This window comes from Mycobacterium sp. E787 (assembly GCF_001668725.1).
Classification (GTDB): Bacteria; Actinomycetota; Actinomycetes; order Mycobacteriales; family Mycobacteriaceae; genus Mycobacterium.
Genome location: NZ_LZKL01000016.1, coordinates 206,618 through 230,157, shown reverse-complemented (window position 1 = coordinate 230,157; position 23,540 = coordinate 206,618). Strand labels below are relative to the sequence as shown.

21 protein-coding genes are annotated in these 23,540 nt (G+C 68.5%); 13 read left to right on the top strand and 8 right to left on the bottom strand.

Annotation, left to right across the window (positions count from 1 at the left end):
* Positions 1-37 precede the first annotated feature (37 nt).
* Complete coding sequence (locus tag A5705_RS03280; protein WP_068275370.1) at positions 38-664, top strand: MerR family transcriptional regulator; 627 nt, start codon at positions 38-40, stop codon at positions 662-664.
* Positions 661-3,597: a DUF4349 domain-containing protein gene (locus A5705_RS03275; protein WP_068275367.1), complete on the top strand. Its 2,937-nt coding sequence runs from the start codon at positions 661-663 to the stop codon at positions 3,595-3,597. The genes A5705_RS03280 and A5705_RS03275 overlap by 4 nt, the downstream gene beginning before the upstream one ends.
* Here the strand turns inward: A5705_RS03275 and A5705_RS03270 are convergent, their stop codons facing one another.
* On the bottom strand, positions 3,598-4,362 hold the full coding sequence (locus A5705_RS03270; RefSeq protein ID WP_067873885.1) for a sensor domain-containing protein: 765 nt from the start codon (positions 4,360-4,362) through the stop codon (positions 3,598-3,600). It lies immediately after the preceding gene.
* Positions 4,363-4,867: 505 nt separating this feature from the next.
* On the opposite strand from A5705_RS03270, the gene A5705_RS03265 reads away from it, so the two are divergent.
* A complete protein-coding gene (locus A5705_RS03265) occupies positions 4,868-6,280 on the top strand; it encodes a PAS domain S-box protein (RefSeq protein WP_067873888.1) in 1,413 nt (470 codons plus the stop codon).
* 22 nt (positions 6,281-6,302) lie between these two features.
* On the opposite strand, the gene A5705_RS03260 is transcribed toward A5705_RS03265, so the two are convergent.
* Both A5705_RS03260 and A5705_RS03255 read right to left on the bottom strand, forming a co-directional pair.
* Complete coding sequence (locus A5705_RS03260) at positions 6,303-7,220, bottom strand: DMT family transporter (RefSeq protein WP_067873891.1); 918 nt, start codon at positions 7,218-7,220, stop codon at positions 6,303-6,305.
* 134 nt (positions 7,221-7,354) lie between these two features.
* Positions 7,355-8,224, bottom strand: coding sequence for an oxidoreductase (locus A5705_RS03255; protein WP_068275364.1), 870 nt, complete (start codon positions 8,222-8,224; stop codon positions 7,355-7,357).
* A 131-nt stretch (positions 8,225-8,355) separates the two neighbouring features.
* Between A5705_RS03255 and A5705_RS03250 the strand changes: the two genes are divergently transcribed.
* On the top strand, positions 8,356-9,351 hold the full coding sequence (locus A5705_RS03250; protein WP_068275361.1) for a diacylglycerol kinase family protein: 996 nt from the start codon (positions 8,356-8,358) through the stop codon (positions 9,349-9,351).
* Between the two features lie 10 nt (positions 9,352-9,361).
* Here A5705_RS03250 and A5705_RS03245 read toward each other — a convergent pair whose 3' ends face one another.
* Positions 9,362-9,655 carry a hypothetical protein gene (locus tag A5705_RS03245; protein WP_067873899.1) on the bottom strand — a complete coding sequence of 98 codons (294 nt, stop codon included), beginning with the start codon at positions 9,653-9,655 and terminating at the stop codon, positions 9,362-9,364.
* 581 nt (positions 9,656-10,236) lie between these two features.
* On the opposite strand from A5705_RS03245, the gene A5705_RS03240 reads away from it, so the two are divergent.
* Genes A5705_RS03240 through A5705_RS03220 form a run of 5 tightly spaced genes read left to right on the top strand, consistent with a single transcriptional unit; the run spans position 10,237 to position 16,676 of the window.
* Entirely contained in the window at positions 10,237-13,482 is a 3,246-nt protein-coding gene (locus A5705_RS03240) for a thioester reductase domain-containing protein (RefSeq protein ID WP_068275359.1), read from the top strand.
* Between the two features lie 25 nt (positions 13,483-13,507).
* Complete coding sequence (locus tag A5705_RS03235; protein WP_068275443.1) at positions 13,508-14,416, top strand: metal-dependent hydrolase; 909 nt, start codon at positions 13,508-13,510, stop codon at positions 14,414-14,416.
* A gap of 9 nt (positions 14,417-14,425) precedes the next feature.
* Complete coding sequence (locus tag A5705_RS03230; RefSeq protein ID WP_068275356.1) at positions 14,426-15,343, top strand: alpha/beta fold hydrolase; 918 nt, start codon at positions 14,426-14,428, stop codon at positions 15,341-15,343.
* On the top strand, positions 15,340-16,416 hold the full coding sequence (locus A5705_RS03225) for a PDR/VanB family oxidoreductase (RefSeq protein WP_068275353.1): 1,077 nt from the start codon (positions 15,340-15,342) through the stop codon (positions 16,414-16,416). The genes A5705_RS03230 and A5705_RS03225 overlap by 4 nt, the downstream gene beginning before the upstream one ends.
* Before the next feature lie 44 nt (positions 16,417-16,460).
* Positions 16,461-16,676: a DUF3072 domain-containing protein gene (locus A5705_RS03220; protein WP_067873911.1), complete on the top strand. Its 216-nt coding sequence runs from the start codon at positions 16,461-16,463 to the stop codon at positions 16,674-16,676.
* Here A5705_RS03220 and A5705_RS03215 read toward each other — a convergent pair.
* The gene (locus A5705_RS03215) at positions 16,673-17,680 is read right to left on the bottom strand and encodes a YihY/virulence factor BrkB family protein (RefSeq protein ID WP_068275347.1); all 1,008 of its coding nucleotides are present in this window, start codon (positions 17,678-17,680) and stop codon (positions 16,673-16,675) included. The genes A5705_RS03220 and A5705_RS03215 overlap by 4 nt on opposite strands.
* Before the next feature lie 846 nt (positions 17,681-18,526).
* On the opposite strand from A5705_RS03215, the gene A5705_RS03210 reads away from it, so the two are divergent.
* Together A5705_RS03210 and A5705_RS03205 are read left to right on the top strand one after the other, a co-directional pair.
* Entirely contained in the window at positions 18,527-19,459 is a 933-nt protein-coding gene (locus A5705_RS03210) for an SAM-dependent methyltransferase (RefSeq protein WP_068275344.1), read from the top strand.
* Entirely contained in the window at positions 19,456-20,091 is a 636-nt protein-coding gene (locus tag A5705_RS03205; RefSeq protein WP_068275334.1) for a class I SAM-dependent methyltransferase, read from the top strand. Before A5705_RS03210 ends, A5705_RS03205 begins: the two co-directional genes overlap by 4 nt.
* Here A5705_RS03205 and A5705_RS03200 read toward each other — a convergent pair.
* Both A5705_RS03200 and A5705_RS03195 read right to left on the bottom strand, forming a co-directional pair.
* Positions 20,088-20,627 carry a hypothetical protein gene (locus A5705_RS03200; protein WP_068275331.1) on the bottom strand — a complete coding sequence of 180 codons (540 nt, stop codon included), beginning with the start codon at positions 20,625-20,627 and terminating at the stop codon, positions 20,088-20,090. The two genes, A5705_RS03205 and A5705_RS03200, sit on opposite strands and share 4 nt — an antisense overlap.
* A complete protein-coding gene (locus A5705_RS03195) occupies positions 20,575-20,895 on the bottom strand; it encodes a helix-turn-helix transcriptional regulator (RefSeq protein WP_067873924.1) in 321 nt (106 codons plus the stop codon). Before A5705_RS03195 ends, A5705_RS03200 begins: the two co-directional genes overlap by 53 nt.
* A gap of 65 nt (positions 20,896-20,960) precedes the next feature.
* On the opposite strand from A5705_RS03195, the gene A5705_RS03190 reads away from it, so the two are divergent.
* Positions 20,961-21,881 (top strand): TIGR03619 family F420-dependent LLM class oxidoreductase, encoded by a 921-nt coding sequence (locus tag A5705_RS03190; RefSeq protein WP_067873927.1) that lies wholly within the window; start codon positions 20,961-20,963, stop codon positions 21,879-21,881.
* Between the two features lie 66 nt (positions 21,882-21,947).
* Here A5705_RS03190 and A5705_RS26920 read toward each other — a convergent pair whose 3' ends face one another.
* Positions 21,948-22,568, bottom strand: a complete 621-nt coding sequence (locus A5705_RS26920; RefSeq protein WP_082956269.1) for a chitin-binding protein — start codon at positions 22,566-22,568, stop codon at positions 21,948-21,950.
* 209 nt (positions 22,569-22,777) lie between these two features.
* Here A5705_RS26920 and A5705_RS03180 point away from each other — a divergent pair, with 209 nt between their 5' ends.
* The gene (locus tag A5705_RS03180) at positions 22,778-23,491 is read left to right on the top strand and encodes a VIT family protein (RefSeq protein ID WP_067874432.1); all 714 of its coding nucleotides are present in this window, start codon (positions 22,778-22,780) and stop codon (positions 23,489-23,491) included.
* The last annotated feature ends 49 nt before the right edge of the window (positions 23,492-23,540 follow it).

Genomic DNA, 23,540 nt, shown 5'->3' with positions numbered 1-23,540 from the left:
ATTGACAGTGTCATCGTGACAGTGTCAGTATCGAAGCGTGAGCGACGGGGCGTCTTGGACGCTGGACGAGCTGGTGCGGCGGGTGGCCGTGGGGCTCGCCGACCCCGCTTATCCGGGGGCGCCCAACGGCCGGGTTCGAGAGCTGCCCGATCGGCGGGTGGTGCGGTGGTACACGACGAGCGGGCTCGTCGACCGGCCTGCCATGCACGGACGTACGGCGCTCTACGGCCCGCGGCAGCTGCTGCAGATCGTGGCCGTCAAACGCCGTCAGGCCGAGGGCCGCTCGCTCGCCGACATCCAGGCCGAGCTTGCCGGGGCCGCCGACGCAACGCTGCGCGAAGTCGCCGCCGTTCCCGACGAACTGCTCGCCGCGGAGCCGCCGCCTGACGGACTGACGCAGCGCCACGATCGCCGACGCCGCTTCTGGGCGGAACCGCCAGCCGCCGCCCAACCCTCGGCGAACGGGGGCGGCGATGACACTGTCACCAAGCTGGCCGCGGTGAGCCTGCCCGGTGGGGCACTGCTGCTCCTGCCTACCCGGTCCGATCGCAGCGGTCGACCCGACGAAGACGACGTCCACGCGATCCATGTGGCGGCGCGGCCGCTGCTCGAACTGCTGGCCGAACGTGGCTTGCTTTCCCTCGATGAACGGAGCCCATCATGACCGTCCCCATCACATCGATGAGCGACGAGGCGGCGGCGGCCCGCGCGGCCGCCGATGACGAGGCGGGGCTGGGCGCTCTGCGCACCGAGCGCGGAAATCTGCCGCTCGCATGCATCGACGTGCGGGCGCAGATCACCGGACTCACCAGCCGCGTGGAGCTGAGTCAGGACTTCGTCAACGCCTACGACGTGCCGCTGGAGGCGACCTACGTTTTTCCACTGCCGGATCGGGGCGCGGTCACACGGATGCAGATGACCGCCGACGGGCGGGTCGTCGAGGCCGAGCTGCGCGAGCGCGAAGCGGCTCGCGAGGCCTACGACGAGGCGATCGCGTCGGGTCGGCGGGCATCCATCGCCGAGGAGGACCGGCCGGACGTTTTCACCATGCGGGTCGGCAACATCCTGCCCGGGGAGCGGGTCAGCATCGCGCTCACGCTGGTGAGCCCCCTGGCCTACGAGGACGGCGAGGCGACGTTCCGCTTCCCGCTTGTGGTTGCGCCGCGCTACATTCCGGGCGACGCCCTCGCGGATGCCGCGGTCGGCGACGGCCACGCCGATGACACCGACGCGGTGCCCGACGCGTCGCGCATCACCCCGCCCGTGCTGCTGCCCGGTTTCCCCCATCCGGTTCCACTGGCCATCGAGGTCGGCATCGACCCCGCGGGTCTCTCGCTGTCGGAGGTTCGGTCAAGCCTGCACACGGTGTCCACCGCCGACGGCCGGATACGGGTGCAGCCCGGCGAGCGGGCCAACCGGGACTTTGTCCTGCGACTGCGCTACGGCGCCGGCGACTTCACCGATTCGCTTGTGCTGGTACCGGATTCGGAAGGTGACGAGGGGACCTATCAGCTCACCGTGCTGCCGCCGGCTTCAAGCGCGCCGCCGTGCCCGCGGGACCTGGTGCTGGTGCTCGACCGCTCCGGCAGCATGGCCGGGTGGAAGATGGTGGCCGCCCGCCGCGCCGCGGCCCGCATCGTCGACACACTGACCGGCGCCGACCGGTTCGCGGTGCTGACGTTCGACGACACGATCGACCGCCCCGCCGGTCTGCCCGACGGGTTGGTCGCCGCGACCGACCGGAACCGGTACCGCGCGATCGAACATCTCGCCCGCGCCGACGCACGCGGCGGCACCGAGATGGCCGCGCCGTTACGGCAGGCGCTCGCCCTGCTGGGCGCCTCGCGCAACGGCGAGGCCCGCGATGCCATCGTTGTCCTCGTCACCGACGGGCAGGTCGGCAACGAGGACCAGCTACTGCGCGAGCTTTCAGACGGCCTGCAGCGGGTGCGGGTGCACACGGTGGGGATTGACCAGGCCGTCAACGCCGGATTCCTGGGACGCCTCGCCACTGCCGGCGGCGGCCGTTGCGAGCTGGTGGAAAGCGAGGACCGCCTCGACGAGGCGATGGAGGCCATCCATCGCCGCATCGGTGCGCCGCTCGCATATTCGCTGCGACTGTGTGCAGAGGGGCTGGAAACCATCGACGACACCGCGAGCCCGGCCCGGATTCCCGACCTGTTCCCGGGGGCGCCGCTGGTGGTGACGGGGCGGTATCGGGGGAGTGCGACCGGGTCGCTCGCCCTGCGCGGCACCTCTCGCGACGGCGGGGACTGGACGCGGACCGTCGCCGGGCAGCGCCGCGACGTGCCCGCGGTGACCGCGCAGTGGGCGAGGGCCCACCTGCGCGACCTCGAAGACCGCTACGCGTCGGCAACCAACTCGGACTTGGCGAGGCGAATCGTCAAGACCTCCTTACGCTTTGGCGTGCTGTGCCGGTTCACGGCCTACGTCGCCGTCGACAGCCGGATAGTTGCCGACGGCCCGGTGCGGCACCGGGTGATGCAACCTGTCGAGGCGCCGGCCGGTTGGGAGCAGGGCCCGACACCGGTCAAGGCCGACATGCTGCTTGTGGGCGCGCCGCCACCCCAAGGTGCCGTGGCCGGGCGAGCCTCCTTCGCCGGGCCGATGCCGTCGGCCCCCGCTTACGCCGCGGGCACCGTGCCGAGCCAACCCCCGCCGCCCGCCCAGGCGTCCTCGGAAGACTCAAAAGCGCGAACGGTCAAGCTGCGCAACGTGATTGCGGTGGCGGTGGTCAGCGCGTTGATCATCGGCGTTGGCTGGGTCGGGTCGCTGAGCCGGGGTGGCTTGTCCAGCCCGACGCACGACGGCGCAGTGAGCGGCAAGACGACCGCGCCAGTCCCCGGGGCGAGGCCCGGCGCTCAGGAGAACACGATCGCGGCACCGGCGGCGCCACCGCCGCCACAGGCCCCGCAGGACAGCACCTTCAAACGCGACATCGTCACCACGGGATCGCTGCAGATGGTCGTCGCCGAGCCCGCCCAGGTGGCCGACCGGCTCGTTTCGGCGGTCACCGCTGCCGGCGGGCGGGTGGACTCGCGGTCGGAGCGATCCGGATCGGCTTCGCCGACGGTGGATCTCGTGTTGCGCATTCCCGCGGACAAACTCGACGGGGTTCTTGCCGACACCAAGAAACTTGGCGCCGTCGACTCCATGTCGATCGGCCATACCGACGTCACTTCGCAGCGCGTCGACCTCGACGCCCGCATCGAGGCTTTACAGACGTCGGTCAATCGGCTGCTGGAGCTGATGGGCCGGGCGGGCAATGTCGCGGACCTGCTGGCCGCGGAATCGTCACTGACCCAGCGACAGGCAGATCTGGACTCGTTGAGGGCACAGCGCGCCGCGCTGGGTGATCAGGTTGCTTACGCGACGATCAACGTCCACATCGCGGCCGAGCCCACGGTGACACGCGGCGGGTTCCTCGGCGCGCTCGAACGCGGGTGGCACTCGTTGCTGTCCGTTGTCCGTGGCGCCGTCGTGGCGGCCGGGTTCCTCATCCCGTGGGCACCGGTGCTGGCCGTGCTGGCGTTGGTCACGGTGTTGGTGTTGCGCCGCAAGCGATTTCGGCTCTGATCAGACTTCGACCGCGGACGCGATCTTGTTGACCACATCGCCCGCCTGGTTGCCGGTGTCGAACCCGCACCACAGCGTGTCGATGACGATGTTGTTCCGCACTCCCACGGCGCGTTGGCAGGCAAAGCCGCGGCCACGGTCGAGGGTCTGGACGAGGCTCAGGGTGGTGTCGGTCGCGACCAGCTGGCCCAAGGTCCACTTGACCGGGTCGTCACCGGGCTGGGTGACGGTCAGCGGCCGGTTGGCGCAGGCGGCCCAGCGGGGCTTGGCCTGGCTGAAGAAGCGCTGCGCCAAGTCGGCGTCACCGAACCTGACGACGGCCTGCAGCAGGGCGTGCTTGCGCTGCGGGTCCCGCGACCGGGCGTTATCGAGGAACTGGCCTTCCAGCGCCACCCAGGTGCCGGCCCCGTAGACGGCGGCCTCGACCGGCGAATAGGCGTCCAGGCAATTGCGGTCCGAAACCTGGTCTTCGCTGTGTGACATCTCCACGATGGGCCTGCGCAACACCATGTTGGTCGTTTGCCCGACGGCGTCGACGTCGCCGGCGCTCAGCAGCAGGTGGTCCAGGCGCGTGTTGAGGATCCGCGGAGGTTGCCAGTGCCCGAGGTTGGCTGCCGCCACCGGGCGGCCGGTGGCGGACACGGTGCAGCCGGTCAGCAGCACGCACAGGGTCGTGGCCGCGAGGATGACGCGGCGCGCGACCGTCAGGGTTCGGCGTGCGTCGACGCCGTTGGCCCGGGCTGGGTTCGCTGACGGTGCGGTCATCTCAATCTCCTGTCCGGGCCATAACCGACACAACACCGCAACCGCGGCTGGTATTCGCCGTATCGCTTACGGGTCCAGCTAATGCCTCGAAGCTAACCCCCGGTGGCGGGTTTGGCTCAAGCACATTGTCGGCATGTCGCGCGGCCAGGGATCGTTGCCCAAACGTCCTCATAGGGCTTTCTAACCCCCGGTTATGACGCTAGGGCGCGCGAAACCGCTTGTGAAATGCCTTTTGCGAAACACCTATGTGTCCACGACATGAATTCTCCGGCCGTTTGATAAGAGGTTGGCCTGTCTACTCGCGGTCCGGGCACACGGTCGCCTCAGTGACGCTGCCATTGACGGCCGGCCCGACCAACGCGGGTAAGTGTGGGCCGGCGGGTGGTAGGCCAGCGGGGCCCGCCAGTCAGGGCGCGGCTGCCCCGCTGCTGATTGACGAGGTCAAGATTTGCCTGGGCGGTAGCATCGGCGCAAGCGGCCGCGGGACAACGAGGAGGGCGCACTGATGACGACGCCCAGCGCCGAACGCTACCTCAGCGCGGCATTACTGAATAAGAGTACGCGCGAACGTCTTTGCGACGTCGACGCGATGGTGGACGCCATTACCGACTACGCGATCATCCAGCTGGATCTCGATGGGAACGTGCTCCGCTGGTGCCCGGGTGCGGAGGCGTTGCTGGGCTACTCCGCGGCCGAGGTCCTCGACCGGCCGGTGTCGCTGTTCCACATCGAGGAGGACCGCGCCGGCGGCCTGGCCGAACGCGAGTTGGCCGCCGCCCGCGAGTCGGGCCGGTACGAGTTCGAGGGCTGGCGGGTGCGCGAGGGCGGCCGGCGATTCTGGGCCGGCGTGGTGTTGACCCCGATTCAGGATGAGACAAGCGCCATCACCGGCTTCACAAAGGTCATTCGGGACGTGACCGCCGAGCATCGGCGAACCGAGAGCATGTTCCACGGCCTGCTGGAGGCGGCGCCCGACGCGGTGGTGATCGTCGGATCGGACGGTCGCATCATGCTCGCGAACGCCCAGACCGACGAGATGTTCGGCTACGAGCGCGAGGACCTGATCGGCATGGAGGTCGAGGCGCTCATCCCGCCCCGGCTTCGGCAAGCCCATGAGCACCACCGCGCAACGTTTTTCGCGAGCCCGAAGGTGCGGCGGATGGGCGTCGGTCTGGAGTTATTCGGGCTGCGTCGCGACGGTACGGAGTTTCCCCTCGAGGTGAGCCTCAGCCCGCTGCGCACCGAACGCGGCGTGCTGGTGTCGGCGGCGATGCGTGATATCACCGAGCAGCTGGCGATTCAGTCCGACTTGGCCGACGCCTATGCCGAGGCCGAGGTGTTCGCGGAACGCGACCGCATCGGAAGCGAGTTGCAAGACCACGCGATCCAGCGCGTCTTCGCCGTCGGACTCGCTCTCCAGGCCACTATCCCGCGGGCCCGATCGGCGGAGGTGCAGCAGCGCCTGATGAGGGCGGTGGACGACCTGCACGGCGTGGTCCAAGACTTTCGCGCCGCGATCTTCGGCCTGCGTACCAGGTCCGCCGACGTGGCCAGGGTGCGGCGGCGCCTCGACGAGATGATCGGCGAACTGTCGGAGGGCATGGCGACCACCGTCCAGTACAAGGGACCGTTGTCGGCGCTGGGGGAGGAGCTGGCCGAGCACGCCGAAGCCGTCGTCAGCGAAGCGATCAGCAATGCGGCGCGGCATGCCGGGGCCACCAAGCTCACCGTCAGTGTCGATGTTGGGGACATGCTGTGCATCGAGGTGGTGGACGACGGAAAAGGCATGCACGGCAACGCAACCGGGGGTGGCCTGGTCGACTTGCGCCAACGCGCCGAAGCGGTTGGGGGCACCCTCACCGTCGGCGACGGCCCCGGCGGCGGCACCCGGGTGCGCTGGGCGGCTCCGTTGCCCTAGACGGCGCCCACCGCACCGCCGGTCAGGCTTGCGACGCCGCCTTCGGCTGGTCGGCGATCCTCAGGTCGCGCCCGGCGCCGGCGGCCATGGTGGCCGCCTCGCCGCGGGCCAGGCCCACCGTCGCGGCGATCACCACCGCGGCGGCCACCGCCAGCACCAACCACTGCGGACCGTCCGCGCGCAGAGTCTCGCCGAGCACCGCAACACCGAGGATTCCGGCCACCACCGGCTTTGCGACGATGATCGTCGGCAGCGAGGCCGTCAGCGCGCCGGCGCGATAGGCCGACTGATGAAAGATCATCCCGGCCACCCCGGTGGCCACCCAGGCATACAGCTCGGGTTTGTGCCATAGCTGGCCGGGGGTGTGTTCGATGACGTCGACCACGCCCTTCATCAGCACCGAGAACACCGCCAACAGCGAGCCCGCCACCGCCGCCAGCAACAGGGCCGCGGCCGGGCGGTCCGCCCAGATCCGCGCGCCGAGCACCCCCAGCAGCAACGGCGGACCCATCACCACGGCCACCACAAGCCAAGCCCGCAGCGAGCCCTGCTCATGACCGCCCACCGGCTGCCCGACGGCGATAACGACCGCCAGTGCAACCGCCAGCAGCAGCGCCCACAGCCACTCGGCGCGGGTCACCTGATGGCGCGTCAACCGTGCATAGATCGGCAAGGCGAACAGCAGCGCGGTCACCTGCAGCGACATGACCAGCAACACCGAACCCTTGTCGAGGGCGGCGGCGAGCAGGCAGTAGCTGGAAATGTCCCCCAAACCACCCAGCCACCAGCGCTTGTCGCGCAGTAACAGACCGAACAGCGTCAGGTGGCCGACCTGTTTGTCGGTGACCTCCTGCGCGGACCGCTGCCGAATGACGTTTCCGATCGCGGATGCCAGCGCGGCCAGCAGGGCGAGAAGCGCCGCCACATCCGTTCCAGACATGGGATGACCTCCTCGCTTACGCGCTTGTTTGCCAAGGTGGCGTCGCGCTGTTAGCTGTCGGCCTCGGCGACCGGCTATCCATCCAATCTAACCGCGACTGGCGAGACGGGCCCGTCGAGCCGACGATGCCGGGGTCACAGCGGAAACTTCGTACCGGTCAGCCGTTCGGACAGATCCCACAGGGCGGCGGCGGTGGTCGCTCGCTTGGCCGGCCAATTACGCCAGGTCGGCTGCGTGCGGCCGTATAGGCCGAACCGGGGACCGATGAACGTGTCGCCCGGCAGGTCGGCCGACACCGCGTACAGCGTCTGCCGGGCGCCGAAGTCCGCGTCGGTGGACACCAGCCTGTCGGCGGCCAGCACCGCCGCGTCGCCCAACTTGCGGCCGGAGTTGCCTTGCAGATTCGTGTGCGACCAGCCGGGATGGGCGGCCAGCGCGCGCAGCGAAGAACCTGCGGCCCGCAGGCGGCGCTGCAGGTCGCTGGTGAACAACAGGTTCGCCAGCTTGGACTGGCCGTACGCCAGCCAGGCCGAATACCGGCGGGACTGCCAGTTCAGGTCCGTGAGGCTGATGAAGCCGATGTGGTGCAGCAGCGACGACACCGTCACTACCCGGTCGGTGAGTTTGGGCAACAACAGGTTGGTCAACGCGAAGTGCCCGAGGTGGTTGGTGCCGATCTGGCCCTCGAACCCGTCGGCGGTGACCGCGTGCTTGGTGGCCATGATGCCGGCGTTGTTGACCAGGACGTCGACCTCCCCGGTGTCGTCGGCGAAGCGGCGCACCGAGGTCAGGTCCTGCAGGTCGAGTCGGCGCACCTCGACGTCGCCGGTCATGCGAGCGGCCGCGGCTCGTCCCTTGTCGGTGTTGCGCACCGCGAGGACGACGTGGGCACCGACGCGGGCCAACTCGCGGGCGGTCACCTCGCCGAGGCCGCCGCTGGCGCCGGTGACGATCGCGGTGCGTCCGGCGAACGAGGGCAGGTCTGCGGCGGTCCAACCAGGCATGACAGCAACCCTATCTGCGTAGCACGGCCGGCTTGCGCAGGGAGCAAACCCGCTGCGTAACAGACCAAAACGAGCGAACGGCCCAGCGGCGCGACCTCGCCCACCCAGGCGCCGCGGGTATCGTTCGGGGAATGTACCTCGGCGTCATCGTCAATCCGCAAGCGCGCAAGAACCGCGCCGCGCCGGATCGCGCCGCCGACTTGCGCCGGCTCATCGGGCCATGGGGTGAGGTACACGAGACGGCCTCGGTCGAGGACCTTCGCAGGACCGTGAAGGAGCTCAATCCGCGGACCACCCACCTCGTCGGCGACGGCGGCGACGGAGCGCTGCACTGGTTGGTCAACGAAATCGAGCAACGCATCGCCGACTCGGACCGCTGGCCGACGTTCGTGCCCAGCAACGGTGGCAGCGTCAACGCCGTCGCCCGGAAGGCGCGTATCCGCGGTCGCGCCGACGGGATCATCGGCGCCCTGGCGGCGGCCGCGGAGGCGGACCGGCCCCCGGCCGAGATGCGCCTGGACACCCTCGAGCTCGACGGTCAGACCGAGGACGGCGCGGCGTTTCATCGCCTCTGCTTCGGTCTGGCCGCCGGCGGTGTCGGAAACCGGTTCTACGAACGGTATTACGACTCGCCGAATCATGACCGCCTGGCCGTCGCCAGGGTGATCGCCCGCTCGTTCGGTGACTACCTGACCTCCAAGGTCGCGCCGAGCCGGGTGAAGACGCCGAACTACGCGTCGGTCCTGTTCACTCCGACGCGCGCCCGCGTCGTGATAGACGGCGAGGAGGTGCCGACGCGGACGCACCGCCTGCTGCACGCCGGCGCCATCGACCTTCGCATCGGCGGCCCGTTCCGGCTCTTCCCGAAGGCCGCCAAGCCCGGTGTGCTGCAGTTTCAAGCCGGCGAGGTGCGGCCCTCGAAGATCGTTGCGCAGCTTCCCGCGGCGCTCACCAACGGAACGATGCGCGGCGAGCGGGTGCGCGACGTCAATGGCCGGGAGATGATCATCGAAGCCGACGGCGAGCCGCTGTCGCCGATCATCGACGGCGAGCGCTTTCCGGGCATCACCCGGCTGGTCGTCCGCGCCGGACCGCGCATTCGCGTCGCCCAGGTCACCGGGCGGTAAGTCGCTTCGATCAGCGTCGCGCCCGAATGGTGCGCGCGATCTGCGCGGACAGCTTCGGGTCGTTCAGCAGTTGGTCGACGAGGGTGGCAAGGACCTCTTGGCCGGTGACACGGGCAACGCCGAGCCGGTCGGCGGCTTCTCGCTGCCAGATATCGAGGGCCCGGTGCTGGGCCGGCGCGAGGTCGACGGTGCGACGGGTTTTCACGTTTCGGGTTCGTCCGACGGCGAAGGGTTCGGTGGGTGCCGCGGCGACCGCGGGGGTCAGCGCGTCGCCGGGGCGGTACGCGGGGTCTGGAGGGCTCATCCTGGACGACCTTCTCGGGGCAACAGTAGGTCCGGTGATCAGTAAGTCATCTCAGTATATGCGTAGACGATGAGTCCCACCCGAGGGCGCGGCCGGTCGCCGGCCCCGCGTCCCAAAGCCTCTTCCGGGCCGACAATTGTTGCCTCAAGCAGGGCCCAGATGCGCAATGGCCGGGGCATCGCCTTAGCGAAGTGTTTACCTGTCGCGCTTTGGCGCCGGAAATCATCCGGGTTCGGCTCGCAGAATTAATTTCGGCCTCGTAACCATTCGTTACGTAGGCCCGCAAATCCGTATCTCAGTATCTCCGTCGAAGCCGTGTGAGCTGGATATTCATCTCGTAAGTGCATGCTGAGGTACTGATACCAGTATTTCCTAAAGCCGTATTCCCGCCTTGGAGAAATGGCGGGCTATGAGCCGCGTCACTTACCCGCCTTCGGCGAGCCTGTGAAATTAATGTGCGGCTCCAAAATATCTTTCCTAGAGTTTGATCGACCTTTACCGTGGAATTACGAATTGCGAAGTAGAACATGTTGTTCCGATTCCGACTCAAGACGGACCACCGACCCCGAAGGGACTCCTCGATGCAGACGCTGATCGACTACTTGCGGATGTGGCAAGCGCGGCGACCCGACCAGACCCTCTTCCGGTTCGTCGACGCCGACGGGCGGGAGCTTGAGCGCTACACCTACGCGAGTTTCGCCGAGCGCACGCGTGAGCTGGCGGCCTACCTGTCCACCGAGGCCGGGCTCAAGCCGGGAGATCGGGCGCTACTGGTCTACCCGCCGGGGCTGGAGATGGCGGCCGCGTTCTACGCGTGCGCACGCCTCGGGGTGATCGCCGTGCCGGTCAGCCCGCCGCTGCCCATGTCGTTCGAGGCCGGGCTGGCCAAGCTGAGCTTCATCGCGCGGGATTCGCAGGCCAAGGCCGTGCTGTCCACCAAGGAGCTCGAGCAGACCTTTCGCCAGCTGCTCGGCCACCGGCAGGGCGGCCTGCCCTGGCCGGACGTCGAGCGGCTCCCCGAGTTGCCCTGGGTGGCGACGGACGCCACGCGGGACTACGGCGGCGCTGCCGTGGCCGACACGCCCGGGCGGGTGCTGTTCCTGCAGTACACGTCCGGTTCCACCAGCGATCCCAAGGGCGTGGTCGTGACCCACGCCAACGTCATCGCCAACGCCTCGGCCTTCACCGACAGCGAGGTGGCGGTCAGCTGGCTGCCGCAGCACCACGACATGGGTTTGATCTCGCCGTACCTGTTCATCGTGGTGCTGGGCGGGACCACCCACGGCATGTCACCGGAGGACTTCCTCAAGCGGCCGTCGGCGTGGCTGCGCCTGATCAGCGATGTGCGCGGCACGCGCACGCCGGCGCCGAACTTCGCGCTCGAGTACTGCCTGCGTGAGGACAAGCTGCCCGCATCGGAGCTCGAGGGCATCGATCTGAGCAGTCTGGAGTCCATGCTCATCGGCGCGGAACCGCTGCGGGCCAAGACCTTCACGCGCTTCCGCGCGCGGTTCGCGTCCTACGGCCTGCGGCCCGACGCGCTCACCGGCGCCTACGGCCTGGCCGAGAACACGCTGATCGTGTCCCTGCAGGGGCGCCAGACCCTGGCCGTGAACAAGCGGGCCCTGCAGCAGAACGTGGTGCGGGTGGAAAAGGCCGTGCCCGAGAACAACAACCAGACCCCGCTGGTGAGCAGCGGCAAGCCCGCCGCCGGGACCGTCGTCCGCATCGTCGATCCCGACGCCCGGCGGGCGCTGGGTGAGGGCCGCGTCGGCGAGATCTGGCTTTCCGGGCCGTCCAAGGGCGGTGGCTATTGGCACCGTCCGGACGTCACCGCCGAGATGTTCGGGGCGCGGATCAAGGGCGACGACGAGCACGCCTACCTGCGGACGGGTGACCTCGGCTTCCTGTACGAGGGCGAACTGTTCGTCTGCGGCAGAAGCAAGGACCTGATCATCGTCCGCGGCGTCAACTGCTACCCGTCGGACATCGAGGCCGTCGTCGAGCGGTCGGCCGCGCAGGTCCGGCACGGCTGCGTCGCGGCCTTCTCCGTCGAGCGCGAGGACGAGGAGGCTTTGGTCGTGGTCGCCGAGGTGCGCGACGGCGGCGACCTCCCGGACGGCAAGGCCCTGGCGCGCGCGATCCGGCGGCACGGACACATCGATCCGCACACCATCGTGTTCGTGCCGCCCCGCAGCATCCCCAAGACCACCTCGGGGAAGATCAGGCGCTCGCAAACCCGCCGGCTGTGGCTGGACGACAAGCTGCCCGTGCTGGCGACCTGGGTCCACAAAACCCACGAAGGGCCGGCCGCCGGCACGGGCCCCCTCGGCCGGTTCCGCCACCTCATCGAGAGCTACGACCTCACCGGCTACGAAGACTGCTCCTTCGCCGATCTGGGCATCGACTCGCTGGCCCTGGCCGAGCTCCGCGCGGACCTGCAGTCCCTGCTGGAAGAGCACGGGGCGGGCGAGTTGGCCGAGGAGGTCAACACGCGCCTCCTGCAGCGCCTCACGGTCGCCGAGTTCTTCCGGCTGATGCGCCAGTTCGGAGATCGGTCCGGGCAGCCGCTGGACGCCCTGCGGCAGGCGCTGGACCAGATCTCCGCCGAGTACGAGGCGCAGGAGGTCGAGCAGATGCGCGCCGACGCGCGGCTCGCGCTGCCGGCCCTGCCGGTGGAGCGGTCGGGTCCGGCGACCGACATCCTGCTGACCGGCGCGACCGGGTTCCTGGGGCCGTTCCTGGTGAACAGCCTGATCGGGCAGACGTCCTACACCATCCACGCGCTGGTCCGCGCCACGGACTCCGCGCACGGGCTGGACCGGATCGTCGCGTCGCTGCGCCGGGCGCAGCTCTGGTCCCCGGCCCTGGAGGACGAGGTCCGCGCGCGGGTGCGCGTGGTCTGCGGCGACCTCGCCGAGCCGCACCTGGGAATCGGTGAGGCGGAGTTCGGGCGACTGGCCGACACCGTCGACGCCGTCGTCCACAACGGTGCATTGGTCAACTACGTCCGGACGTACGACGCGCTGCGGCCCGCCAACGTGGAGGGCACGCGAGAACTGTTGCGCCTGGCCATGACCCACCACCGCAAGACCTTCCACCTGGTCTCCAGCACCTTCATCTACGGGTGGAGCACCGAGCCGGTGGTCGGGGAGTGGGACGCGAACGCCAGGATGAGCGGGCTGGACTTCGGTTACTCGCAGACCAAGTGGGTCGCCGAGCAGCTGGTGCTGGCGGCGCAACGGCAGGGTCTCGATGTGCGCATCTATCGGCCTTCGCTGATCTCGCCCACCAGGGCCGGTTTCGGGAGCCAGGACGACATCCTGGTTCGCCTCACCGCGTTCATGATCGAGCACGGGCTCGCCGTCGACGCGCTCAACCAGATCAGCCTGTTGCCGGCGGACCTGATCGCCGATCACGTCGTGGCGCTGATGGGTCTGCCGAAAGATGACACCGTGTCCGGTGTTTTCAATATGACCGCGGACGACTACTACAACCTGACCGACATCACCCGGGTCTTGTCCGAACGCCACGGCTACCGCTTCGAGTACCACGACATCCCGTCGTTCGTCGAGCAGCTGAACCGCCGGTGCACGCCGCGCGATCAACTCTATCCGCTGGTCGACTTCCTGGTCCGCTCGGCGGACAAGATCGCGGCGATGCGGGACAAGCGGTACGACAACACCCAGTACCGGCACGCCCGCGCGCTGGCCAAGGTCCACCTGCGCGAGCCGGCCCTCACCGACACGGTCGATAATCTGGTCCGGTTCTTGCGGCGCGAGCGGTTGATCACCGAGGCTGAGGAAGAGGCGCAACGCAGTGCCTGACAACGCACACGTCGGGGGATCCACCATGTTCACAGTCGACGACCAGGCGGCGGGTCCGCATGACGCGTCGCTCGACCACGAGCGGATCGTCCTGCAGGCGCGTGACGTCGAATTCGACTGGGCGAAGCTGCCGTTCTACTACGTGCCCAACGAACCCTTCGCCACCCACTTCTGCAACGTCCTGCACCTGCTGCTGCCGGCGGGCGAGGAGTTCATCGTCGACGCGTTCAAAAACACCCTGCCGCTGATCAAGGACGATCAGCTGCGGCTGGACGTGCAGGGCTTCATCAGCCAGGAGGCCATGCACTCCCAGGCGCATTCGGGCGTGCTCGGGCACTTCGCGGCCAACGGCATCGACGTGACGCCGTTCACCGACCAGATGGCGTGGCTGTTCGGCAAGCTGATCGGCGACCGGCCCGGGTGGAGCCGGCGTCGACGGGAGAGCTGGTTGCTGGAGCGGGTGTCGATGGTTGCTGCGCTGGAGCACTACACGGCCATCCTGGGTGAGTGGATCCTCGACACCCCGCAACATGACGCCATGGGCACCGACCCGGTGATGCTGGACCTGCTGCGCTGGCATGGCGCGGAGGAAGTCGAACACAAGGCGGTCGCGTTCGACACCATGAAGCATCTGCGGGCGGGGTACTGGCGGCAGGTGCGCACCCAGCTGCTGGTCACCCCGTCATTGCTGTGGCTGTTCATCCGCGGGGTGCGATTCATGTATTCGGTGGACCCGAACCTGCCGCCGGGAAGCAAACCGCGCTGGCGGGACTACTTCCGTGCGGCGCGCCGGGGCCTGGTGCCCGGGCCCTTCGAGTTCCTGGGTGTCATCGGCGCGTACTACAAGCCGAGTTTCCACCCGTCCAAGCTGGGCGGGGTGGGACGCGCGGTCGATTATCTGGCCCGATCACCCGCGGCGCGGGCGTCTTACTGAGGCCGGTGGATGACTCAGCTCACCACCGTGACCGCGTCGGACGGCGTATCGCTGGCGGTGCACGCCTACACCGATGTCGACCCGCGGCGCCCAACGGTCCTGGCCATCCACGGCTACCCGGACAACCACCACGTGTGGGACGGCGTCGCCGAAAAGCTCGGTGACCGATACAACTTCGTCGCCTACGACGTCCGTGGCATCGGTGAATCGGCCAGGCCCGCAAGCCGATCGGGCTATCGCTTCGCCCAACTGGTCGACGATATCGGCACGGTGATCGACAGCCTGGGGGTGGACGCCGTGCACCTCTTGGCCCATGACTGGGGCTCGATTCAGGCCTGGGCGGCGGTCACCGACGAGTCGGTGATGGGCAGGATCGCCTCGTTCACCTCGATCTCGGGGCCGCACCTGAACTATGCGGGCAGGTTTCTGCGGTCACCGCGCACGCCCCGCGCCGCGGCCGACGTCGTCAAACAGATCTTGGCCTCGGCGTATATCTGGTTCTTTCTGTGCCCGGTCCTGCCGGAGTTGGCGATCCGGTCCCGGGCGACCCTGAAAGTCTTTGGGGCCGTTGAACGCATCGGCCGGCCACGCGGCGCCGGTCCGCTGCGCGCGGCCCCGACCCGGTCGCTCGACGATTACCTCAACGGTCTCAACCTGTACCGCGCCAACATGCCCGGGCCGATCCTGGCGCCGCCGGCGCAGCTGCCCGAGACACGCGTCCCGGTGCAGGTGCTGGTGGCCCGGAGGGACTACTTCGTGTCGCCCGCGCTGCAGCGGTTCACCGGCTCCATACCGCCCGACAACAAGATCGTCCCGATCGAGGGTGGACACTGGGTGGTGGCCTCCCACCCCGACGTCATCGCCCAGCTCACCGCCGACTGGGTCGACTCGATCGTCGCACTCGACAGACCGAGGAATTCTTTGTGACACATGCCATCTGGAGCTCCAGGCCCGCCGACCTCTACGGCCGGCGCAAGCGCGACCGGCTTTACACGGCGTTGTGGGGCGTGGGAACGGTGTTCGGTGCCTTCGCGTCGGCGTCGCGCTGGACGCCCTCGCGGGTGGAGCCGGTGCGGCGGGCCAACACCGCGGTGGTCACCAAACGCGAGCTGCTCACGCCCGACGTGGTGGCCCTGACGCTGTCCGATCCCGACGGCGGATTGCTGCCGTCCTGGACGCCGGGAGCGCACATCGACGTTCGGCTGCCATCGGGTCGCCGGCGGCAGTATTCGCTGTGCGGACCGCCCGGGCGGCGCACCGACTACCGCATCGCCGTGCGCCGGATCGCCGACGGGGGCGGCGGTTCGATCGAGATGCACGACACCTTCGCCGTCGGTGACACGCTCACGTTCGAAGGGCCCCGCAACGCCTTCTATCTGGTGACGGACGAGCAGGAAGTGTTGTTCGTCATCGGCGGCATCGGGGTGACGCCCATCCTGCCGATGATCCGGGTTGCCCAACAGCACGGAATCAATTGGCGCGCAGTCTATGCGGGCCGAAGCCGCGACTACATGCCGCTGCTCGACGAGGTGCTGGCGGTGGACGCCGAGCGCGTCACCGTGTGGGCCGACGACGAGCGCGGCCGATTCCCGACCACCGACGAGCTGCTGGCCGGGGCGGGCCCGAAGACGGCCGTCTACGTATGCGCGCCGACGGCCGTGCTCGAGGCGGTCCGCGGGGCGCGCGACGAACACGTCGACGCGCCACTGCATTACGAGCGGTTCAGCCCGCCGCCGGTGGTCGACGGCATCCCGTTCGAGCTGCAGCTCGCGCGCTCGGAGGCTGTGCTCAGCGTGCCGGCGAATCGGTCGGCGCTGGCCGTCATGCTCGACCGCGACCCCGCGACCGCGTATTCCTGCCAGCAGGGGTTCTGCGGGACATGCAAGGTCAAGGTGCTGGCCGGTGAGGTGGATCGCCGCGGCCGCACGGTCGAGGGCGATGACGAGATGCTCGTCTGCGTCTCGCGGGCGAAAAGCGGTCGCGTGGTGATCGACGCCTGACACCATCGTGTTTCGAACGGGTGTGCGATGGTTATTCCAGTGGCATGGCTGACAACATGCAACAGGCGCCGCGGGAAACCCCCGAGAAGGACCGGTCGGACTGGGTGACCGGTGACGAGCCGATGACCGGGCCGCAGCGCAGCTACCTAAACACACTCGCCCAGGAAGCCGGGCGCGACGTTCCCGACGACCTGACGAAGGCGCAAGCGTCGGAGCTGATCGACGAGTTGCAGCAGCAGACGGGTCGCGGTGCCGATTAACCCGCGGGCCGGCTGTGCGCGGGCGGAGTCTGCGGATCGGCTTCCTTGCGGGTGAGATCGTGGAACCTGACGCTGACTCGTTGAAAGGCCTTGACGCGCTCGGCTTTTGCCTTCTTGGTGTAAGTCTTGCGGTCGGCCTGCGTGAGCTCCGCTTCATCAGTGAACGGGGTGAGCAACGCGCGTGGGTATAGCTGATCGACGAGGACAACGTTGATCTCGGCGCACAGCACCAGCGTGGACGACACCAGGAAGAGGAAGGCCAGCAGCCCCAGCACCAACGCGAAAACGCTGTTCGTCGCGCTGGCCGACTTCACCGTGTGCGCGACGTAACCGGCGCCGAACCGCTGCAGGACCTGCCAGATCAATGCCGCCGCAAGGGCGCCCGGCCACACCTGCCGGTACGTGAGTGGTCGGGCGGTGGTCACGCGAAACGCCACCAGGCAGATGAGCCCGTTGATCGCGACGGCGGCGAGCGTGACGCCGATCTTCCCGACAAAGCCCAGGGCGCCCGTAGCCTGGCCGGCCGCGGACAGGACGGTGGCCGTGACGGCGGCCGACCCGAGGACCAACAGCAGCAGCAAGCTGCGCAGGCGCGATCGGATTGGATTGGGGCGCTTGTTCCTCGGGACGGCCCACACCGAATCCATCGCGTTCTGCACCGCCTGGCCGACACCCAGACCGCCATAGAGTGCCCCCACGATGCCGACGACCACCGCCACCGTGCCGCCGCTGAGCCCCTCGGGCTGGTGCAATTGGCTTCCGATGACGGGGAACTGGCTCAACGTGCTGTGCAGCACCTGGTCTTGCAGGTCGGGGCGCCCGGCGAGGATCACGCCCAGGCCCGTGGTCAGCAGGAGCAGCAGCGGAAACAGCGACACGAAACCGTAGTAGGTGATCAGCGCGGACAGGTAGCCGCCTTGATCGTCGAGGTACTTGTAGAAGACGGCGATCACCACACCGACGGCGCGGTTCCGTCGCTGCAACCTGTCCAGCCAGCCGACCATCGGTGCTCACTTCATATCTCAAAGCCGACACCCAATCGATGGGATGACCAGGCATACCCGGATTCGCGAATCGCCAACCCACCGGCTCGATTCGCTCGTCTAGACCCCTCACCGTGTTGGGCGCGCGTGCAACTGATACCGATGGCCGACGGCCGCTCGGCGGCATAGCCTCGGTCGCGCCGCTTGCTCGCGAGTCGCTCAAGGCGTCGCGGCGCCACCGCAAATTCATAAAAAAGCCGATAGACGAACCCTCGCAGCGATTTAATCAGTACTGAGCGGGCATCGAGGCATACGGCACGAGGAGGATCGACATGACCGACGCCATGGCAACGGGTCCGGACCAGGCGAGGTCGCACGCATCAGGGCGTCTTCGAACACGTTGCGGTCTAACGGTATTCGCGCTCGCACTGGCCGGATTGCCGACGATCGCCATCGCCGCGCCGGCGGTCAGCCGGGCTGACGATCCGCCTCCGTGCGCCCCCGGCTGGGCTTGGAGCGCCGCCTTGAATCAGTGCGTGTTCGTGCTTCCCGCCGCAAATGGACCCGGCGGCCCCGGTGGCCCCGGCGGGCCGGGTGGACCGGGGGGACCCGGCGGGCCGGGCGGCCCTGCGGGGCCCGGTGGTCCCGGCGGACCGGGCGGACCCGGCCGCCACTAGTCGACGGGCGGGTGTGCGCCCCGGGCTTTGCGTGTGAGCACTGGGTGGAAAACCGCGCAAATCCCGCCCTGTCGCACACCCAAAGCCGTCAGCGCACACTGTTGCGCCGGCGGGAAGCCGCGCAACCGCGTCTCCAGCAGTCGTTATACTGGCTAAGTAAAGCTTGGATTCGACACCAGAGAGCAGGCGCATGCCACGCACAGACAACGACACCTGGGACTTGGCCACCAGCGTGGGCGTGACGGCCACGATGGTCGCGGCGGCCCGGGCGATCGCCACCAAGGCCGACAACCCGTTGATCGAGGACCGGTTCGCCGAACCGCTCGTTCGCGCGGTCGGCGTGGACTTCTTCACGCGTTGGGTCAGCGGAGACCTCGACGCCGCCGACGTCGACGACCATGAGTCCGGCTGGAAGCTCGGGCACATGCCCGACGCGATGACCGCGCGCACCCGCTTCTTCGACTCGTTCTTCCAGGGCGCGATCGACGCCGGAATCCGGCAGGCCGTGATCCTGGCGTCGGGCCTCGACGCGCGCGCCTACCGCTTGGCCTGGCCGACCGACCTGACCCTGTTCGAAATCGACCAGCCAGAGGTCGTCGAGTTCAAGGCGGCGACCATGGCCGATCTGGGCGCCGCCCCGCGAGCCGACTTGCGCACCGTTGCAATCGATTTGCGGCAGGACTGGCCGAACGCCCTGTGCGAGGCGGGTTTCGACCCGCAGCGGCGCACCGCCTGGATCGCCGAGGGCCTGTTCGGTTATCTGCCGCCGGAAGCGCAAGACCGCTTGCTGGACAACATCACCGGGCTCAGCGCCGACGGCAGTCGGCTGGCCTGCGAGGCCGTGCCCGACCTGCCGGACCCCGACCGCGGGCGAGCGCAAGAGATGATGCGCAGGGCCGCCGTCAAGTGGCGGGAGCACGGCCTCGATCTCGAGTTCGCCGACCTGGGTTTTGAGGGTGAGCGCAACGATGTGGAGGCCTACCTGCAGGGCCTGGGATGGCGCACGGTCGGCACCCCGATGAGTCAGCTGCTGGCCGAGGGCGGCCTTGCAGCCATCCCCCAGACCAACGACCCGGTGTCGGTGGCCGACGCGATTTACTACACCTCCATACTGGGCGGATGACGGCAGCGCAGCGCCGCGGTCTCAACGACGCGGTCACCCGGATGTGGAGCTTCCTCGCCCCGGCCTACGATCTCCCGTTCTTGCAGCAGTGGGTCTACCGGCCGCCCCACGACGAGGTGATCGCGCAACTGCGCTCCCACAACGCCCGCAAGATCGCTGACATCGCCTGCGGCACCGGTATTCTCAGCGACCGGATCGAGCGCGAACTGCATCCCGACGAGATCTACGGCGTCGACATGTCCGACGGCATGCTCGCCCAGGCCCGCGCCAGGTCCGATCGGGTGCAGTGGATGCGCGGCCCGGCCGAGCAGCTGCCGTTCGACGACGGGGCGCTCGACGCCGTCGTCACGACCTCGGCGTTTCACTTCTTCGACCAGCCGGCGGCCCTGCGGGAATTCCACCGGGTGCTGGCGCCCGGCGGCCTGGTGGCGGTCTCGGCCCTGAGCACCCGGCAACCGCTCCTGCAGGCGCCCGCGACCAATCGGTGGAAACCGCAGCACAACGCGTCGCCGGCCGAGATGCGGAGCTTGTTCGAAGGCGCCGGGTTCGCCGTCACCGATCAGCACCGCATTCCGCGGCCGGTCTGGGCCCGAATCGTGTCCGACCTGATCACCGTCGGCACCAAGAGTTAGCCTCGTCGGGCGAGGATCTCCCGAAGGGTCGGCAACGTTCGCTGGTCCTTTGGTCGGTTGGCTGCCTGCTTCGACCGGATCACGTCGCTGAGTGAGGCGATGCGCACGCTGACTCCATAGAGCTCGACCTGGGCCGCGTCGCGGCGCAGGTCGCGGTATCCGCCTGTGCCAGAAGGCTTGAAGCTTACATCGAGATCACCGGCGTCGGTGGTGAGGTTCCAGGTTTCAGCGGCGGCCAACGTTTCGCCGTCACAGGAGAACGGCAGGCCGCTTGGTTCGGAGTCGGTACGGATCCGTGCGTTGAGCTCACGCAGCGCGGCAGCGAGTCTGTCGAGGTTTCGCCGGCCCAATTCGGGGGTGATGTCGGCATCCTCTGTCGGAAAAGGCGACCCGTGGTAGACCGCGGCGAGGCCGCCGATGAGAACGTAAGCGACCTTGTGCCGGCGCAGAATCTCGAGGATGCGGGGTAGGTCGAGTTCGATGTCAGTCCCCTCCGGCCTGCCGCAGTGCAGCGAGCTGCCGCGCCACCCGGGCATGTCGATCCATGCGCTCCTGGCCGCTCAGGTCCGCAAGCCGAGTCGCCTGCGCCGTATCGCTGTCGTCGCGCGGCACCAGCATCAGCTCTAGGTCGAAGCCGCACAAGCGCACCAATCTACGAACGTCATCGAGACTGATGGCGGTGCGGCCGGACTCCCAGCGGGCGACGGCCGACTGCGTTGTAGCAGCGCGGATCGCCAATTCGGCCTGTGTGAGACCCGCGCGCCGGCGCGCCTCACGGACCAGGTCGCCACCGTAGGACGTCATGTCCAGTAATATAGCAGAAATGCTATACTATTGCCGGTGCCCACTGGGACGGCCAGAATGCGGGAGTGAAATTCGCCTTCCCCCTACCGCACATGCTGCGCCTCAAGGCAATCACCCAGCCGTGGGAAGCCGACGTCACGGGCGCTGACCAAACCCGAATGGTCAAGCGCGCCGAGGCGATGGGCTACGACATGATCGCGATCCCCGAGCATTTCGTCATCCCCACCGACCACGTCGAGCTGTCCGGTCCGCATTACCTCCATTCCACCGTCGCGCAGGCCTACATCGCGGGAGCCACCGAGAAGATCCGGCTGAATTCGTGCGTCACGGTGCTGCCGCTGCAGCATCCGATCGTGGTCGCCAAAGCGCTGGCGACCGCCGACTGGATGAGCAGCGGGCGCATGATGGTCACCTTCGGAATCGGTTGGCTGGAACGCGAATTCGACTTCCTCGGGGTACCGTTCCACGAGCGCGGCCGCATCGCCGACGAATATCTCGCGGCGATCATCGAACTGTGGACCAGCGAATCGCCCCGTTTCGAGGGCAGATACGTCTCCTTCCGCGACATGGCATTCGAACCCAAACCCGTTCAGAAACCCCACCTTCCGGTCTGGGTCGGAGGCGACGCCGATGCCGCCCTCAAGCGCGCGGCGCGATTCGCCTCGGGCTGGTGGCCGTTTTTGACCCCACCGGACAAGATCGCCGAACGTGTCCAATTCCTCAAAAGCCAACCCGGCTACGACGGGCGGCCTTTCGAAATCATGCACGGGCTGGGTACCAACCGCGTCGGTGAGGGCCACCGCGTGGTCAAGGATCCGCACGCACGCCCCGGCAGGAGCGCCCAAGAGCTCATCGACACCCTGAATCAGCTTGCCGAGCAAGGGGTTACCTTCAGCGCGGTGCCCGTCCCCGCCGTGCGCGGGATCGACGAATACCTCGACTACGCCGACTGGGTGATCGAGGAGATCAAGCCCGAAGTGGCTTGACCCTAACGGACCCCGCGGATACCCGCCTCACCGGACGGCAAGGCGGGTACCGCGTGGATTGGCTTGTTACAGCGGGATCCAGACCCCGAAGAACCAGAAGCCCCACTGGTTGAATCCGGGATCCCAAACGGGCGTCTCGTTGTACCCGTAGTAGTTGATCGGGCCGTAACCCCATGGCCCGCCCGGGGGCGGAAGGGGCCTGTCCCAGGCCGGCCGCGGCGGCGGACCGTATCCCCAAGGTCCGGGTCCGTCGCCCCACGGGGCACCGTGGAAGTAGCCGCGCTGCGGATCGCCATGCCACGGTCCGCCGGGCCCACCGGGACCGCCGGGGCCGCCGGGATGGTCGTCGCCCGGACGGTCGGGCGGCGGTCCGCCCGGACCGCCGGGCCCACCGGGGCCGCCGGGATGGTCGGGCGGGGGTCCACCGGGACCGCCGGGGTGACCGGGTCCGCCCGGAGGCCCACCAGGATTGCCGGGCCCGCCCGGGCCGCCCGGAGGCCCACCCGGGCCGCCCGGATCGTTCGGTCCGGCCGGGCGGTGGTCCGCGGGCGCCGGGGCGCCGTGGTTACCCGGGGCCGGCGGCTGCGGACCCGGAGCGGCGAACGCCGAACCGGCACCCATGCCCAACGCGGCGGCACCCAGAGCGCCGGCGATCGTTCCCCCCGCGATGAATTGCTTTAATTTCATAGTCCTTCACCTGTCTAGAAGTGAGTTCCTAGAACCCCCCAACAATCCACACGCTAGATAGCGCGTCTATGGATCCGCTGTGACGACCCCATGTGCAACTTTTGGGGACGCGGCGGCGCCGAAAAACGCCGAATAAGGCAAGCCTGCGCTCGCTTTGGCTAGCCTATATTTGCTGGTAGGAAGCGGTTTTGACGTATATCGTGGCGGTCGTGTCGGCTACCTCCCACCCGGCCGAACCCCACGTGGGATCGGTCTCGTCGAAGCTGAATTGGCTGCGCGCCGGAGTCCTGGGCGCCAACGACGGCATCGTGTCCACCGCGGGCATCGTCGTGGGCGTCGCGGCGGCGACGGTGGACCGCGGCCCCATCCTGACCGCCGGAATCGCCGGGCTGGCCGCCGGGGCCGTGTCGATGGCGCTCGGTGAATACGTCTCCGTCAGCACCCAGCGGGACACCGAGCAGGCGCTGTTGACCAAGGAACTTCAGGAGTTGCGCGACGATCCGGCGGCGGAGTTGGACGAGCTGGCCACGCTGTACGAAGGCAAGGGCCTGTCGGCGGCGACCGCGCGCACCGTGGCCGAGGAGCTCACCGACCACAATCCGTTCCTCGCGCACGCCGAGATCGAGCTCGGTATCGATCCCGAGGACCTGACCAACCCCTGGCAGGCGGCGCTGTCCTCGGCCCTGTCGTTCACGGTGGGCGCCTTGCTGCCGTTGATCGTGATCCTGGCGCCCCCGGCGGCCTGGCGGATCCCGGCCACGGTCGTCGCCGTGCTCCTGGCCCTGGTGCTCACCGGCGCGGTGTCGGCGGGACTGGGCGGTGCGCCGCCGGGCCGGGCCGTGCTCCGCAACGTCATCGGCGGCGGGCTCGCCCTGGCGGTCACGTATGTGATCGGCCACGTGGTGGGGGCCGCGATCGCCTGACCGGCCCGGTCGACGCCGGGCGTCGGGACTGGAACGGGAACTGTAATAT

Bases quoted from the DNA above. Each gene is read 5' to 3' on its own strand.
- A5705_RS03275 (WP_068275367.1), top strand. From the start codon at position 661: ATGACCGTCCCCATCACATCGATGAGCGACGAGGCGGCGGCGGCCCGC.
- A5705_RS03270 (WP_067873885.1), bottom strand. From the start codon at position 4,362: ATGACCGCACCGTCAGCGAACCCAGCCCGGGCCAACGGCGTCGACGCA.
- A5705_RS03265 (WP_067873888.1), top strand. From the start codon at position 4,868: ATGACGACGCCCAGCGCCGAACGCTACCTCAGCGCGGCATTACTGAAT.
- A5705_RS03260 (WP_067873891.1), bottom strand. From the start codon at position 7,220: ATGTCTGGAACGGATGTGGCGGCGCTTCTCGCCCTGCTGGCCGCGCTG.
- A5705_RS03255 (WP_068275364.1), bottom strand. From the start codon at position 8,224: ATGCCTGGTTGGACCGCCGCAGACCTGCCCTCGTTCGCCGGACGCACC.
- A5705_RS03250 (WP_068275361.1), top strand. From the start codon at position 8,356: ATGTACCTCGGCGTCATCGTCAATCCGCAAGCGCGCAAGAACCGCGCC.
- A5705_RS03245 (WP_067873899.1), bottom strand. From the start codon at position 9,655: ATGAGCCCTCCAGACCCCGCGTACCGCCCCGGCGACGCGCTGACCCCC.
- A5705_RS03240 (WP_068275359.1), top strand. From the start codon at position 10,237: ATGCAGACGCTGATCGACTACTTGCGGATGTGGCAAGCGCGGCGACCC.
- A5705_RS03235 (WP_068275443.1), top strand. From the start codon at position 13,508: ATGTTCACAGTCGACGACCAGGCGGCGGGTCCGCATGACGCGTCGCTC.
- A5705_RS03230 (WP_068275356.1), top strand. From the start codon at position 14,426: ATGACTCAGCTCACCACCGTGACCGCGTCGGACGGCGTATCGCTGGCG.
- A5705_RS03220 (WP_067873911.1), top strand. From the start codon at position 16,461: ATGGCTGACAACATGCAACAGGCGCCGCGGGAAACCCCCGAGAAGGAC.
- A5705_RS03215 (WP_068275347.1), bottom strand. From the start codon at position 17,680: ATGGTCGGCTGGCTGGACAGGTTGCAGCGACGGAACCGCGCCGTCGGT.
- A5705_RS03210 (WP_068275344.1), top strand. From the start codon at position 18,527: ATGCCACGCACAGACAACGACACCTGGGACTTGGCCACCAGCGTGGGC.
- A5705_RS03205 (WP_068275334.1), top strand. From the start codon at position 19,456: ATGACGGCAGCGCAGCGCCGCGGTCTCAACGACGCGGTCACCCGGATG.
- A5705_RS03200 (WP_068275331.1), bottom strand. From the start codon at position 20,627: ATGCCCGGGTGGCGCGGCAGCTCGCTGCACTGCGGCAGGCCGGAGGGG.
- A5705_RS03195 (WP_067873924.1), bottom strand. From the start codon at position 20,895: ATGACGTCCTACGGTGGCGACCTGGTCCGTGAGGCGCGCCGGCGCGCG.
- A5705_RS26920 (WP_082956269.1), bottom strand. From the start codon at position 22,568: ATGAAATTAAAGCAATTCATCGCGGGGGGAACGATCGCCGGCGCTCTG.